Annotated in this window: 12 protein-coding genes; 8 read left to right on the plus strand and 4 right to left on the minus strand. The window is 29.3% G+C overall.

Annotated elements, in window-relative coordinates; translation table 11 throughout:
- Positions 1 to 21: 21 nt before the first annotated feature.
- The 3 genes from DJ007_RS16965 to DJ007_RS16975 are packed head-to-tail and all read left to right on the plus strand — an operon-like array spanning position 22 to position 1,786.
- Positions 22 to 432, plus strand: a complete 411-nt coding sequence (locus tag DJ007_RS16965) for a hypothetical protein (RefSeq protein WP_240739191.1) — start codon at positions 22 to 24, stop codon at positions 430 to 432.
- A complete protein-coding gene (locus DJ007_RS16970) occupies positions 429 to 992 on the plus strand; it encodes a hypothetical protein (protein ID WP_240739192.1) in 564 nt (187 codons plus the stop codon). The genes DJ007_RS16965 and DJ007_RS16970 overlap by 4 nt, the downstream gene beginning before the upstream one ends.
- Before the next feature lie 32 nt (positions 993 to 1,024).
- Complete coding sequence (locus DJ007_RS16975) at positions 1,025 to 1,786, plus strand: phosphoenolpyruvate carboxykinase (ATP) (protein WP_240739193.1); 762 nt, start codon at positions 1,025 to 1,027, stop codon at positions 1,784 to 1,786.
- 60 nt (positions 1,787 to 1,846) lie between these two features.
- Here the strand turns inward: DJ007_RS16975 and DJ007_RS02860 are convergent, their stop codons facing one another.
- Together DJ007_RS02860 and DJ007_RS02865 are read right to left on the minus strand one after the other, a co-directional pair.
- Positions 1,847 to 2,398 carry a flagellin gene (locus DJ007_RS02860; protein WP_129408225.1) on the minus strand — a complete coding sequence of 184 codons (552 nt, stop codon included), beginning with the start codon at positions 2,396 to 2,398 and terminating at the stop codon, positions 1,847 to 1,849.
- A gap of 46 nt (positions 2,399 to 2,444) precedes the next feature.
- The gene (locus DJ007_RS02865; protein ID WP_129408226.1) at positions 2,445 to 2,657 is read right to left on the minus strand and encodes a flagellin family protein; all 213 of its coding nucleotides are present in this window, start codon (positions 2,655 to 2,657) and stop codon (positions 2,445 to 2,447) included.
- A gap of 167 nt (positions 2,658 to 2,824) precedes the next feature.
- On the opposite strand from DJ007_RS02865, the gene DJ007_RS02870 reads away from it, so the two are divergent.
- The 5 genes from DJ007_RS02870 (at position 2,825) to DJ007_RS02895 (ending at position 14,117) form a co-directional block, all read left to right on the plus strand.
- The gene (locus tag DJ007_RS02870) at positions 2,825 to 4,828 is read left to right on the plus strand and encodes a carboxypeptidase regulatory-like domain-containing protein (protein WP_129408227.1); all 2,004 of its coding nucleotides are present in this window, start codon (positions 2,825 to 2,827) and stop codon (positions 4,826 to 4,828) included.
- A gap of 11 nt (positions 4,829 to 4,839) precedes the next feature.
- A complete protein-coding gene (locus DJ007_RS02875; RefSeq protein ID WP_129408228.1) occupies positions 4,840 to 5,463 on the plus strand; it encodes a hypothetical protein in 624 nt (207 codons plus the stop codon).
- Positions 5,464 to 5,573: 110 nt separating this feature from the next.
- A complete protein-coding gene (locus DJ007_RS02880) occupies positions 5,574 to 9,491 on the plus strand; it encodes a hypothetical protein (protein ID WP_129408229.1) in 3,918 nt (1,305 codons plus the stop codon).
- A gap of 12 nt (positions 9,492 to 9,503) precedes the next feature.
- Complete coding sequence (locus DJ007_RS02885; protein WP_129408230.1) at positions 9,504 to 12,185, plus strand: hypothetical protein; 2,682 nt, start codon at positions 9,504 to 9,506, stop codon at positions 12,183 to 12,185.
- Positions 12,186 to 12,482: 297 nt separating this feature from the next.
- Positions 12,483 to 14,117 carry an IS1634 family transposase gene (locus DJ007_RS02895; RefSeq protein ID WP_129407806.1) on the plus strand — a complete coding sequence of 545 codons (1,635 nt, stop codon included), beginning with the start codon at positions 12,483 to 12,485 and terminating at the stop codon, positions 14,115 to 14,117.
- A 225-nt stretch (positions 14,118 to 14,342) separates the two neighbouring features.
- On the opposite strand, the gene DJ007_RS02900 is transcribed toward DJ007_RS02895, so the two are convergent.
- Together DJ007_RS02900 and DJ007_RS02905 are read right to left on the minus strand one after the other, a co-directional pair.
- Positions 14,343 to 14,972, minus strand: a complete 630-nt coding sequence (locus DJ007_RS02900; RefSeq protein WP_240739194.1) for a TIGR00153 family protein — start codon at positions 14,970 to 14,972, stop codon at positions 14,343 to 14,345.
- Between the two features lie 81 nt (positions 14,973 to 15,053).
- Positions 15,054 to 15,763: inorganic phosphate transporter (locus tag DJ007_RS02905; protein ID WP_206076037.1), on the minus strand; the 710-nt coding region annotated here is incomplete at its 5' end.

Below are 15,763 nucleotides of genomic sequence, written 5' to 3' on the forward strand. Positions count from 1 at the left end.
ATACAAGATAAGGGTGATTTTATGTCGAGAACTGTTTTAATTGATGGTAGTGTATCATATTCATCAAATGCACAAATTATTCATAGCAAAATTTTAAAAGATTTAGTTATAGAATTTTTAAAAGATTTAGAAGAAAGAAATGAAAGTTTATTAACGTTTTTTACGCTATTCCTTAAAAATGAGGATGCTGTAGAAATAGATGAACGTTATGATTTAGATCAAATTGTAAAGATGCTTTTTGCCCTATCAGCTGAGAAAATAGATGAAATTGACGCATCTCCTTTTTACAGTTTTCCAAAATTAAGTGATAAAAAGGAGCAAATAGTAAAATTTGTTGAACGTATATACAATCTTTGGAGAAATAAGCATAGATTTATGATACAAAAAATAAATTTGTTTCTAATGGCATTCAAAAAATATATAAAGAAATGATGCTGGTAAAAAATAATACAGATTTCAAAAGCCTGATTACTAATTTTTATAGACAGATATTAATTAATGTATCCGATGATAGATTAAAAGTTTTAAGGCAATTACCAAGTGGGGCACAGGTTGCCTTTTCCATCGATAGTCCTAATTTCAAAGATAAGGTTTTAAATGGTGATCAAAATTTATACAATATTCCATTTGTATGGGGTGTTGTTTTTGAACCTCCTGTAATATTTTATACCAGATCAAACAAAAGAAGAGGAATATTTAAGGTTATCGACTCACCTATTTTAGATAAAATAAATATTGAAAATCCGAATGATTGGTTTGCATTTCCAATACATGTAGGTAAAAAGTATATTTTAGTTTATGTATATAAAGAATTTTTAGCTATGGCTGCAGGATTAACAAATTTATTTGAACTTGCAGGATTTGGTATCGTTCAAAGAAAAAAACCAGATGGCATTTATTTTTATGGTATGGAAGATATTTATTTTGAAAAACCTGAATATAAAAATGGGTTATTTATAAAGAAGATGACGGAACATACATCGGATTATTAGGAAGAGACGATTCAGTTGATTATTTTGGATATATGAAAAAAATGATATTAACTATTCATAATTTGAAAGTTATTGATGAAGGTAATTTACCAATACATGGTGCTTTAGCCGAAATTGTTTTAAAAAATGGGAAAAGAGCAAATGTTATGTTAATGGGAGATAGTGGTGCTGGAAAATCCGAAACATTAGATGCTTTAAATAGATTATCAAAAGAAGTTTCAGAAGTTAACATTTTAATTGATGATATGGGATCTTTAGAAATCGATGCTAATGGAAACGTAGTCGCTTTCGGAACAGAAACAGGCGCTTTTGTAAGATTGGATGATTTACAACCGGGATACGCCTATTCAGCAATAGATAGAAGTATATTTATGAACCCAAATGAAACAAATGCGAGGGTTATAGTTCCATACTCTAACTATAAAGAAATTATTAAACCTACAAGAATAGATTACTTTTTATATGCAAATAATTATACAAAAGTTGAAGATGATAATTATATCTCTTTTTATGATGATCATAAAAAGGCTTATGAAGTATTTGCAAAAGGGGCAAGAATGGCAAAAGGTACCACTGCTGAAGTTGGTTTAACATATAGTTATTTCGCAAATCCATTTGGTGCAATCCAAAGAAAAGAAAAACACGAAATTATCGCTCAAAAATTCCTCGAACAAATGATAAAAACAAATGTCAAAATAGGTGAAATAAAAACACAGCTTGGTATCGCTGGTTTTGAAGATTCTGGACCTGGTTATGCTGCCAGAGCATTATTAAATTTAATCGACAATCAATAAAAATAAGATTAAGATTTATTATTAAATAAAAAAGGGACCTTGCGGTCCCTTTTTTATTGCTTATGGGGATTGTAAAATATTTAAAACAGATGCTGCATTTAACTGGCCAGTTTGACCTAATAACATGGATGTCATTTGTTGCAAATTTTGATTTCTCATATATTCTGCCATTGTTCTTGCCATATCTGCTCCTGCTATTCTTTCTTCACCTGCTCCAGTATTTTCAGCTGTATTCAAAAGATTCTCTGCTGCTTTACCCAATCTATTCACATATGAACCAATTTGTGTTCTTGTTCCATTTACCTGATCTAATGCATTTTCCAATGTATTTAATGCATTTTCTGCTCCTTCCTGAGTGGTTAAATTAATATTTTCTAAATTAAGAGCGTCTGGTCTCATATCCTGAATTTCTACATTTAAATTGTTTTTCCCTGTTGTATCCAGCGGTAATTCTGCATTGAATTCACCATTTAATAACTGTTGATTATTATATTGTGTTCCTCTTACAGTATCTGTAATTCCCTGCTTTAATTGATTAAATTCTTCTTGAATTGCACTTCTTGCTTCTTCTGGTAAAGTGTCATTTGCTGCTCTTGTAGCTAACTCTTTCATTCTTCCAATGTATCCTGAATTGACGAAACTCCCTGATCTGCTACATTTAATGCCCCAATCCCATCATAAATATCCTTACAGCCTGATATGCCGATCTAAATTGTGTATTTAACCTTTGAGCTATCGTAAACCCTGCAGGGTCCACTGCAGAATTAATCAATCTATTTCCGCTTGCAAGCTGTTGAGATTTCAGTAGTAATAAATTGGATAAATTGGATAATCTGTTCGTTTGATTCAAATAATTATTACCAATTCTCATTAGGGTTCCCTCCCTTTATATAATATCCTCATATTTTTTAGACTAATTTGCTATAAAAAAGTTCAATTTTTACTTTTTATTAACGAACTTTATATAAAAAAAGTTGTCTAAACATTTATAAGATTAATATTATTTTAAAAATAAATTAAAAACACAGGGGTGAAAATATGGGAAAAAAATTGTTTGTTTTGATTTTATTGCTAATTTTTTCATTTTTTCTATTTTCATGTGATAGACTACAACCTGCTAAAGAAGGAACTTTAAAATTTATAGTAAAGGATAAAATATCAAATGAATCTATTTCTGGAGCGCAAATCAAAATAACTCAAAATGGTGCTTTAAAGGTTTCAGCTCTTACAGATGAAAACGGAGAATACGATTTCACTTTAACAGAAGGAGAATATAATTATGAAGTCACAAAATTGAACTATTTTCCTGAAAATGGTGATACTAAAGTATATCCAAATGAATCGAGAACGATAAATGTGTTATTAGAACCAACAGAAAATAATCCACCTACTTTTATAGGTTATATTTCTCCTGTCGATAATCAAATCGTTAAAACACAAAAAGTCGATTTTAAATGGAATGCAAATGATGTAGAAAACGATACTATATATTATAATATTTATCTCAAATACGTCGGCAATAGCTTTATAAAATTAAATGACACTCCATTAACTGAAAGTGAATATTCTTACGAGCCACCTATAAAAGGGCAATATCAATGGAAAATAGAACTCTGGGATGAACCGAATATTGATCATAAAATAATGGTGTTTGAAGCACCAACATTTGATTATGAACCAACTTCTGATTCTACAATAAATCACAAACCAACTATAACACTAATATCTCCTGTTAATGGTAAAAAGTTAGAAAATTCAGAAGTAACATTTTCCTGGAATGCTTCAGATCTGGATAAAGACCCTTTAACATTTGATTTATTCCTTGGAAAATCCGAAACTTCATTTAATAACATAGTTTCAAACTACAACAATTTAAGTTATATTTATTCACTGAATTCTACAGGAACATTTTACTGGAAGGTTTTGGTCTCTGATGGAAAAGAGTCTTCTTATTCAGATGTTGCTTCATTTGTTTATAATCCTCCAGAAAATAATGTTGCTCCTACAATTACATTATTATCCCCAACGGATGGTGCAACTTTTGATACCAATGAAGTTGAATTTAGCTGGATAGCAATAGATAACGATAACTCAATACTAAATTACAAACTTTTAGTTGGTAAATCTGAAACAAACATGAAAGAAATAATTTCTTTTGAAGATAATCAGAATAAAGAATTATCTTATAATTATAAACTTCCTGAACCAGGTGATTTTTACTGGAATGTTGAAGTTTCCGATAAGGTTAATCCTCCAGTAAAAAGTGAGACAAGAAAAATTACTATTTTATCTCAAAACAAACCACCTGTTATAAGCGATTATCATAAACCGGATATTCCTACAGTTGTGGGGACAGCTGTTTCATTTGAATGGAATGCATATGATCCCGAAGGAACTCCTTTAACATTCGATTTTTATATTTCTGATGTTAAATCAGATGTGGAAAATCTTGCTAAAAATGACTATACTGCAACTGATTTAAGCAATAAATACTTAGAAAATCTTGAACTGGATTATTCATCCACATACTACTGGAGAATAGTTGCAAAAGATGGTATGTATAAAGTATTAGGGCCAGTATGGAGTTTTGAATTCGTAAAGAAAGAAGAAGGGGAATTACCAGACATTTACTTTGATCCTATAGAGATAAATACTCCAATCAATTCAGCATCATCATTTAAATTAAAAACTTCTTTCACAGACAATATTTATGGATTTGATATAAGGTTTGGATATAATCCTGAATTTATTGATATAAATGAAGATGATTGTATTATAAATGACATTTTTAATGATAATAATAAATTCCTTCCTATTAAAAAGATAATTAAATATCCTGATCATAACGAGTTTATTTTCAGTGTAATTTCTTTAAACGGTAATTTTGTGTTACCTCAAGATATTATTACAGTTACATTCAAATTAGCAGAGAGTGGAGAAACAGAGATAAAATTTGAAAAATCAACATATATGTACGGTCCTAACGAACCAGAGATAAAATTTACAGTTGGTGGCCCTATAACAGTCACCATATCAGAGTAAGGGGTGAGACTATGAAAAATAAAAAAATATTTTTAATATTAATTATTATTGCATTGATTTTATCTTCATGTTTCAATTTCAAAAAAACGAATATCATTGAAAATAAAATAGATTCTATCATTATAGAAAAGATTAATGATGAATATGTTATAAAATCTAATATCAAAGCAGATTCTTTTGATTTTACAATAAAGAACATTAATAAAGAAAATATATATATACCACCTGACTTTTTAAAAATTATAAAAAAGAATAACAACGGATTAAATGTGGCAATTTCTTCTTCAAATTTAATAAACCCGGGTACTACACTAATGAAAATAAAGAATAAAAAACCTGACATTAAATATGTTGAAACATACAATAGATATGTTATTGCAAAAGAATTTGATGAAAACATGATGTATGATAAAGGGATTTCCTTTGGATTACTCGGTGACTTTAATTTTGATGGTAAAGTTAGTATAAGTGATTTTTCAAGTTTTACTGCTTTTTATGGTCTGGAAAGAAAGGACTTTTACGGAAATATGAAAGATTTTGATTTGCTGGATATTGGACCTGCAGAAAACTTTGCACATAAAGGTGTATGGAATAATGTATTTGATTTAGCAAAACCTGATGGAGAATTAGTTTAGCAGATTTTTCTATTTTTGCCGCAAATTACAATATCAATATTTTAACTACACAATCAACCATTGTTGTTAATAATTCTACCCATCCAGGCGACATAGAAGATGATACAGAAATGAACGTTGTTTCTGGACTTATGAAAATTCATGATATCTATTCAGAAATATCAACTTTCATTTCTGAAAATAGTGATTTAATAAATCTTTTAACAACAGAAAGTCCTTCACCAACAGCACTATTGAAGTACATCATAAATATGTCTGATGCTACAGAAACAGCACTTTTAAATATTATAGAAGATATAAATGATTTTTCAAATCTAATAGGCAGTGTAAAAGATGGATATTTATATGATGATATTAAGTATGAAATAAATAAATTTGATTGGGATGGAGATGGAGAGATTGAAAATACTACTGCTTTGAAATTTGATATATTAACTCAGGATGGAGCAAATATAACTATACCTTTTTATGAACTTTTTACTTTACCTGATCCACCAGTTTCAATCAAAATAAGTCAAAACGGTGGAGATGCCATATTTGATTATGAAATGTTCTTTGGGAATATAGATGAAAACTATAATCCAATATTCAATGACAACGATTATCTCTTAATCGACGAAGGAACTGCTGCAGGAATGAGTGTTTTTAGCAAAATATTGGGAATTATTGGAAAAGCACTGTTTATATATGATTTAAATAATCCTTCAATAAATATAAAAAATGCCATAAATAATGATGAAAATTTAGAGGAATATATTTCCAATCTTATACTTGATTTAATGAAAAATCCACCACCTTTTGATTCACAAAAAATAACCGGTGAAGAATTGAAAAATCATATTTTTGGGGATATGTTAACATTTAAAGATAATATAAAATCTATAGATCTTATTAATCAAATTAAAAATGATTTATTGTCCTTCCATGATTTAGTTAGAATGATATTTGAGGATAAAATAATGGACTATATCGCTCAGAAACATGATGTTACTTCTGGAAATACTCCTCCTGTTCCAAAATACGATTTCGATATGTCAATGGATTTATTGGGTGAAACAGAAAAAATGTCCAATTTTATAAATAACCCTTCTGAAGGTATTGAAATACCTATTGGATACAATGAATCTTTTACATTACATCCCGGAGTATTTTTTAATAATCCTGATGATTTCTCAGATTTAAATGTTTTCTTACCTGATATTTCTATTGTTTCAACATATGATTCTACTAATCTTTTAATAGAATTACCAGATCCAACATTTAAAGGTCTTGTTGATGGATTAGATGCTACAATAGAAATAAATACGGAAGAATTTGGAAAAGAAAATTATTTCATTCATCAAGAAGAAGATATCACTATTGTTGGAACTTCGGTCACATTTAGATGGCACCCTTCATCAGAATTAAACGCAACCATAACATATGAAGTAATAGTTGATAAAAATGAAGATAAAGTATGGGATTATATTGAAGATAATATACCTTCTTCAGATTTAATGGTCTTCGCAAAAACATCAAATATGCAGATTACTCTCCAATTAGAGGAAGGCGATTATTTCTGGGCAGTGATAGGATATGCTGATTTTGGTAATGGAAAGATTGAAAAAATATACCCGGAAAATCCGTTCTGGTTCAGTGTATTTTTAAAAAATATATATTATTATATAGATCTTCTAAATCCAGCAGATGAGGCAGATTTTTCTGAAATACCTACAACCATAACCTTTGAATGGCAGGCGTTTAAATCAGAAAATGGTGAAGATAATCCTGTTGATGTAGATTACTATATATTCCATATTGAAAAACTTGATGGAATGGGTTCATACACAGAAAGTGAAGAAACAGATAATTCCACAACTGTTGAAATAACTGAAGACGGCAAATACGGGTGGTGGGTTGATGGTTATTACACCGATCCGGAAACCTTTGAAACAATTGAAATACATAGTCAATACTATACATTTAAAGCTGGTAATGTAATTGAAACCACATACTTTTATCCAATTGACCCGTATGACTTTATTCCAGCGCTTCCAGGCGCCAATTCGATTGAAGTACATTTTGCATGGGGTGCAAATAATCTACAAACTGAAAAAGATAGTAATATTTTTGAATTGTATTATAGAGAAGAAGGAACGGATACATGGTCATCAACAACGAATATAAACGTATACTGGCAAGATGATCAGGGTAATTATGAAGCAGAAGCTTTCGTTCGTGGATTTACGCCTGGAAAATCGTATGAGTGGAAAGTTAAAGCTTTTATAAATGACACTGAATTTGTAGAAAGTGAAATATGGTATTTCTATATTGAAGAAAGTTCCTGGTTATCAGAATTGCATCTAATAATGCCACTTGATGGCGAAGAAGCAACAACCAATAATATTCAATTCACATGGGGAATGGACCCAAACTACGATGGTGATTTCTTCCTTCATGTTAAACCTGTGGATACATGGGAAAATACGTATGATACCTTAATTACACCTACAGACTATTCAACAGGAACTGATCCATACACAAACGAAATGACCTTTAATTATAGTATGACTTTACCTGATGGAGCCTATAAATATTGGGTATCATTAGAAAATGTTCCAGAAGAAGACTATCAGGATACAGAACATAGATGGTTCTTTATTAATATGTCACCATATGATGTGTTACTTGATTATCCAGAACAGAATGCAAATTTTGATTATTATACAATATGGTTTAGTTGGCATGTAGCACCACCTTCTCCATTGGAAAATGAGGAAGAAACATATAATTCTCCAGAAAATCTAACTCTTGAAATCATAGATTCAGAAAATAATATTGTATTCAGTCAAAGTGGTTTTTCAGGAGATGATAATATTAGCGTCGATTTCGATAATCCGGGCATCTATTATTGGTACATAAAAGATGAAGAAGATAATATTTTAAGTGCAGTATTTTCATTTGAAATTATAGATGTCTGGCAGGAACAACAGGAAGAGAAAATAAATTTATTCAATCCTTTAAATGGTGAAATCTTTGAAACTGATAATACATTTGAATATATTAATTTTAACTGGGAAGATTTAGGTGAAAATATCGAATATGAATTCTTTTTCAAATCTGCAAAAGAACTCGTTGTATCTGACAACAATTATCTGGAACCATTTGATTATCTTTATGAGCCTTATTATAATTTAGAATTGAAAAAAGGACCTTATATATGGAAAGTGGAGAGTTACGATGCCACACAAACATATGTTTCTGATGTAAGAAGTTTTAATATAGCCTCATCAGATCATCCTTATTTAACAGTTAATGGTCCTTCTGCTGGAGAAAAAGCCGGGCCTTTAGATACTATAACCTTTTATGCATCCAATACAATCAATCCAATAAATTATCATATTATACTTTTCAGCCGATGGGGTGAAACCTGGACAGATCCCGGGTTATTCGAAGAATCGCTTGTAGAAAATCCAGAAATCCCTTTAGAATTTCCATTATGGGTATTATTCAGAAGGGATGAACCTTATGATATTTATTATTATGCTATAGTTGCAGATGACGGAAATGAAACTATTATTTCACCTGTAAGGTCTTTCTATTATGAACCTATATTAAAAGATAATTATGTATTTTTCGACCCAGAGTATTTAAACTTATCTACTTCTCCAGAAACATTTACTGTAAACACTCAAGGAGCAAATTTAACCGATATCCAGGGCATCGAAATTCATTTAAGAGTTGATAATTATAATACAATTACTTTTGAATCAAGTAGTATTTCTATTCCGGATGTAGAAAATTCATTTATAAAATCAGAAATCAAATATGATGAGTGGAATGATGAAGAATTTGAAGAAATTATTATTTCTATAATCTCACCAGATATGGATTTATCCGATACACAAATAGCAAGTTTTTCAATAACTTCCAATGGCACTTTTGATTCGGCACATATTAATATTACAGATGCTTCTATTATCTTTAAAGAAAATAGTTCTCCAGTTCATCTTGAAAACAATAATTATCTTGAAATCTCAGGTCAATAAGGGGTGGTGTGAATGAAAAAATATAATTATCTATTTATTATACTTGTTATAACAATATTAATATTTGCCAGTTGTATACGAGAAAATAAATATTTGAATAATGAAAATGAGAATTTAAACATCTCAAAGGTTATTGATATAGACTTTAACAATAACTTTGCTGTTGTCACCTCAAAGGTGACGGCAGATTCTTTCGAATTTCTACTCAGCAATGTAAAGGCAGATCAAATTGATATTCCATCATTATTTATGAGTATTGTAAAAGAAAAAGATGGAAACCTTCTCGTTGCTATTTCAACCAGTAATTTTGTATCCAGAGGAGATACTCTTTTAACCATAAAATCAACTAATTTTAAAATTGAAAAAATTGATTATTATTCTAGAAATACTATGACAAAAGAAATGAATAACTATGATTTTAACCCTTATAACTGGAAATGGGGAGGCCTCTTAGGTGATTTTAATCTTAATGGTGAAGTTGACCTTACAGATTTTGCTTCCTTTGTATATTATTATGGCAAAGAACCCTGGAATGAAGATGTTCCAGATGAATTTTCAAGGTTTGATATTGGACCTGCTTTAAATATTGCAAAAAAAGGTATATGGGCAAATATATATGATTATAAATCTGAGGATTGGAACATAAATATAATAGATTTTTCAATATTTACTGCCAATTTTGGATATAATATAAATGAGCCCGAACCAGATCTAATTGAACTTAATTCAACGACAAATTTATCTATAATTCCAACAGCATCACTTAGAAATATCGGAGAAGTTTTTATAAATATACCAGATCTTTTCCATAATGTTTCAAATATACTTTATGAAAACGAGGATTTTATAAACTCACTAATATATTCTTTGAATGATATGAATATATCTGAAATGTTACTTAATATAATAAATATGCCAGATATACTGGAAAACTCTCTTCAGGAGTTATTAGAACGAATTGGAAATTATTCAGAAAAATTAAACCTTGAAGATTATATGGATAAAAACTTAAAATGGGAAATAAATAATTTTGACTGGAATAATGATGGTTTAATCTCTGGCAATACTGAACTTCATATAAACGCAACTGTTACATATATAGATAACCCTGAACCGCAAAGAGTAAGTCTTGGATTATATTCTGATTTAATACTTGGAGATTTATCTAATATAGAAAATTTAGAATTTATAGGCATAGATAATTCTACACCAGGTGATGCTATTTTTGATTGGGAAATAATTTCTGGTGAAGTTACTCCAACTGAATTTAACAACTATACTCCAATATTTGATGACAATGATTATTTAGTAATTGATGAAGGTCTGGTTTCAACGCTATCCTTTATATTCAAAAATATTTATGCACAAGGTAATATTTTATATTTATACAACTGGAATTCACCCTCTGCAACTCTAACAGAAATATTAGAAAATAATGATACTTTTGAAGCATCTATGATGGAATTGCTAACAAAACTCTCAAAAGATGGTATCATTACTTCTGAAGAACTTGAAGACAATATATTTGGTAATATGTTAGAAGCAAAAGATGAGAATTTTGAAACAAGGGTGGCTTCTATTCAGAATAGCATTATTTCGTTAAAAAATCCTATTAAATATGGACTGGAAGATTCGATAATTGATTATTTATATAAAGATCATGATTTAACCTCCGGACCTATGGAACTATTTTCAAAGTGGAATATATTCGATAATAATATTACAAGACTATTCATTACCGATATAAATTTGCCCATCCACTTGGGAGGTTCGGTACTTTTATATCCGGCAGTATTTTTCGAAAATCCAGAGGATTTTAAAAATTTAAATATTTATTTACCAGATATCACATTGGAAGGAACCTTTGATGGTGATATACCAGAAATATCAACAATGACAATAAATTTCCCAGATCCTTATTTTGGAAATTTAATCAGTGGAATTGATAGTCCTATAATAATAATAGATCCTCTCAAATTTTTATTACCACCACCGCCTCCACCAAATCAAGAAAGTTTAATTTATCAAGCATCCATTGAAGGTATTACCAGAATCCCAATTCCAGATAATGAAACAGGAATAGTTACTCCTGAATTAGCTCTAAGATTTGACGCCAACATTTCAAATCCAGATAATGTTGCCTACGTAGAAGTTTATGACAACAGCAATTATGATGAATACATTACTGACTTGATGCGAATGGATGAAAGTGATTACTTTTATAATGAAACTTATTTTAATCCTGAAGCTAGTATTTATTACGAAAATGATGATTATACTATTGAAGTATATGATTTTAATGGCGTACTAACTGATTTCAAAACTTTATATTTAGGAAATATTTATCCTATTGACACTTTCGAAATAACAGAACCTTTTAATTATGATACTTATTATTTTGGAAACAATGTTATCCTTAATTGGTTTATTCCTAATCCTTTACCATATTATGAAGGTGCAGAAATAAACCTTGCTAAATTCGATCCAGCTACAAATGAATTTGATTGGAAACACAGAATTAGGGTTGCTGACGATTATGATTCTAATACTCCAAACTTTAATATGACCGATCTATCTTATGAAATCCCAACAAATCTATTTGATACTCCAGGAACATACATTATTGAACTGGTTATTTATAATTGGTCGGATAATACATCTTTTGAATATCATGTCATGGTTAATATACAATAACAAATCCTCCGCTTCTGCGGAGGATTTGTTATACTTTTCTTTTGTATATTATAATTTGAATTCTGTCAGATACGTCTTCTGATGTATCTGAGATATCAGCTATTCTATGCACTAATTTTTTCAATTGTATTTTCCTGCCTTTGACAGCAATTTGGCGATTTTAAGGGAAATGGAACGGTAGAATGCGGGTTTGAGGCGTGTATTTTTCAGGAAGTCGAAAAATTGTGTGGCTAACTTTTGTTACAGAGAATTAACTATAATTAGTAATATATTAGTCCTTTTGGTGGTATAATATATATGACAACCACTGAAAGGAGATGTTTTAAAATGTATCCTAAAATATCAAAAGTGAAAGGAAAAAGATATTTAAGGATAATGGAAAGCAAAAGAGAAAATGGAAAAGTGAAACAGCATACAGTAATAAATTTTGGAAATATAGATAAGTATAGTAAAAAAGATATAACAAAACTTGTAGATAGTCTTTTTAAAATATTTGAAATAGATGAATATGAAAAAATAGAAGATGATTTAATGGAAGAAATAGCAAGAAGAAATTACGGAGCCAAAGTAATAGTAAATAAGATATTTGAAAGATATGAGATGAAAAGATATTTTGAAAGACTGGATAAAGAAATAAAATACAATGCAGAAGAAATGTTAAAAATAATGGTGATGAATAGAATAGTAGAACCGAAAAGTAAATTGGGAATATTTAATAATTTAGAGTATTTTGGATATAACAAAGTGGAAGTTAAAAAAGAAAAAGACCTGGAAGAAAAAGATGTAATGTTGCACTGGTTATACAGAACATTGGATATATTAGCAGATAATAAAGAGTCGATAGAAAAACATATGTATAATCAAAGGATAAGTTTGTTTAATACAACGGTAGATTTAGTATTTTACGATGTAACAACATTAGCGTTTGAAACACAACAAACAAATGAAATATTACAAATGGGATATTCAAAGGATAAGAAATTTAATGAGTCGCAAGTAGTATTAGGGATGTCAATAGATCAGGATAGAATGCCAGTTAGTTTTGATATATATGCAGGAAATACATTTGAAGGGCATACATTTAAAGATTCAATAGAAAAAATGAAAAAAGAATATCAATTAGGAAAAGTAATAGTAGTAGCAGATAGAGGAATGATGAGTAAAAAAAATATAGAAGTAGTAGAAAATTCTAATTATGAATTCATAGTAGGAAAATCAATAAAACAGTTAAAAAAAGTAAATATATTTGAAGGAGAATTCATAGAAATAGCAAAAGGAATAAAATATAGAGAAGTAGAATATGAAAATAAAAGATTACTCATAATATATTCAGAAGAAAGAGCCAAAAAAGACAGAGCAGATAGACTACGATTAATAGAAAAAGCGAAAAAAATGTTAGAAGAAGGAAATATAGATTCAAAAAGTAAAAGAGGAGCGAAAAAATATTTAAAAGAACAGAACAAACAAAATTATATATTGGACATAGAAAAAATAGAAAATGATGAAAAATACGATGGATACTATGGAATAATAACAAACACAAAACTATCTCCAAAAGAAATATTAGAACAATATCATACATTATGGAAAGTAGAAGAAACATTCAGAACATTAAAAAATTATCTTGAAACAAGACCGGTATTTCATTGGACACCGAAAAGAATAAAAGGACATATTGTAATGAGTTTCATATCTTACATAATTCAAAGAACATTAGAATTAGAACTGGAAAAAAATAATATTGAATACTCTCATGAAAAAATAAGAGAAGCTATAAAAAAAATGGAATACTCTGAAATAAGATTAAAAGACAAATTATTTGCATTAAGAGCCAATTTAAACGATTTTCAAAAAGCCATATTAAAAACATTAAAAATAGAAAAACCGAAAAAAATGATGGAATTAGATGAATTTAAAAAAATAATCTCCTAAAACACGCATGAAAAGCCAAAAAGGAGGATGTGTGTGGCTAATTTCTCTTTTTATAAAAAGTTAACAATAGCTATTTTTTTGAATAATTCTACTTTTTAGAATTTTGTTGATAATAATAGTGTCAAACTCAGGTGGTTATTTATAATTGGTCGGATAATACATCTTTTGAATATCATGTCATGGTTAATATACAATAACAAATCCTCCGCTTCTGCGGAGGATTTGTTATACTTTTCTTTTGTATATTATAATTTGAATTCTGTCAGATACGTCTTCTGATGTATCTGAGATATCAGCTATTCTATGCACTAATTTTTTCAATTGTATTTTTTCTGCTAATGGTATATCCAATGAAAATATCTTTCTTATAACGCTTCTTTCAATTATATCTGTTTCATGTTCATAATTTTCCGTTTTTAAAATCATTTCATTTGCCTTTTCAAAATTTTCAAACATTTCCTTTGCAGCTTCTTTTACTGCTTTATATGTTACATGTGATTTTTCGACTAATTCTTTTAAATTTGGCAATATTTCATTAGGAACCCTTAAACTCTGTAATTCTATTTCATCTGCTACACTTTCCGCTTTATTCGCTATTCTATCCATTGACTCTATTGTTCCTAATAAGTCTCCCCTAAAATTTGGCAAAAACGCTCCTGAATACATCTCTTCTTCTGCCTGCCTTCTAATTCTATCTGCTTCAGTTTCTGCATTTCTTACATCATCAGAAAGTTTCCTTATACTTTCAAGTTCTGTATCTAAATTTTTTATTAGTTCCACTAACTTTTCAATTGTATTATCAACAGCATCTAAATGTTCGTCAAATAATTCGATAATTTTTTTTCTTTTTTCCAAAAAATAAACCCATATGAACACCTCCCGCTTACATATTTATTTTAAAAATGCCTTTTAATATAAAATATATTAATGCTGTTATTAAACCAGCTGAAATCGGGTATTTACCCATGCGCTTAAAATTTTTAACAATACTTTTTTATTAGCTAATCTTGAACCTCTTGCATATCCGGCACCTATAACCGCTCCTACTATTGCCTGAGAAGTTGAAACTGGAATCCCTAGCAAAGCATAAATCCAGACAGTTATTGATTCACCTAATACTGCAATAAGTGCAGAAAAATAATCAAGTTCTATTATTTGTTTTCCTACTGTCATCATTACTTTATAACTATAAGTTAATACTCCAAAGGATATCGCCAAACCACCTACTAATGCTGCAGTACTCACTCCAATTGTACCTGCAAAAACACCTGTTATATTTGCAACATTATTTGCTCCCAATGAATATGCTCCATAAGCACCTATTATTAATGTAGCTATTTGTATACTTCTTTCCTTAATATATATAGATTTTATTTTATTAAAAGGTATTGAAAGTATCTTATAAGAAATAAAACCAAATATCATACCACCAATTGGAGTTCCTACCCATGCTAATATTAACTTTAGTATTATGGCCCAATTAACTCCACCTTCAATCAAGCCAATTGCCATTATCGAACCAACTATTGCCTGAGAAGACGAAACTGGAACACCAAAATATGTCATAATTGTCACCGTTACTGCCGCAGAAAATACAGAAATAGAACCAGAAATCATACTCTGAGTAGTAACATTGCTAATTGTTT

Source organism: Marinitoga lauensis (assembly GCF_004135675.1).
GTDB classification, from domain to species: Bacteria; Thermotogota; Thermotogae; order Petrotogales; family Petrotogaceae; genus Marinitoga; species Marinitoga lauensis.

Excerpts from the sequence above, each read along its gene's own strand:
- DJ007_RS16965 (WP_240739191.1), top strand. The coding sequence starts at position 22 with ATGTCGAGAACTGTTTTAATTGATGGTAGTGTATCATATTCATCAAAT.
- DJ007_RS16970 (WP_240739192.1), top strand. The coding sequence starts at position 429 with ATGATGCTGGTAAAAAATAATACAGATTTCAAAAGCCTGATTACTAAT.
- DJ007_RS16975 (WP_240739193.1), top strand. The coding sequence starts at position 1,025 with ATGAAAAAAATGATATTAACTATTCATAATTTGAAAGTTATTGATGAA.
- DJ007_RS02860 (WP_129408225.1), bottom strand. The coding sequence starts at position 2,398 with ATGAAAGAGTTAGCTACAAGAGCAGCAAATGACACTTTACCAGAAGAA.
- DJ007_RS02865 (WP_129408226.1), bottom strand. The coding sequence starts at position 2,657 with ATGAGAATTGGTAATAATTATTTGAATCAAACGAACAGATTATCCAAT.
- DJ007_RS02870 (WP_129408227.1), top strand. The coding sequence starts at position 2,825 with ATGGGAAAAAAATTGTTTGTTTTGATTTTATTGCTAATTTTTTCATTT.
- DJ007_RS02875 (WP_129408228.1), top strand. The coding sequence starts at position 4,840 with ATGAAAAATAAAAAAATATTTTTAATATTAATTATTATTGCATTGATT.
- DJ007_RS02880 (WP_129408229.1), top strand. The coding sequence starts at position 5,574 with ATGAACGTTGTTTCTGGACTTATGAAAATTCATGATATCTATTCAGAA.
- DJ007_RS02885 (WP_129408230.1), top strand. The coding sequence starts at position 9,504 with ATGAAAAAATATAATTATCTATTTATTATACTTGTTATAACAATATTA.
- DJ007_RS02895 (WP_129407806.1), top strand. The coding sequence starts at position 12,483 with ATGACAACCACTGAAAGGAGATGTTTTAAAATGTATCCTAAAATATCA.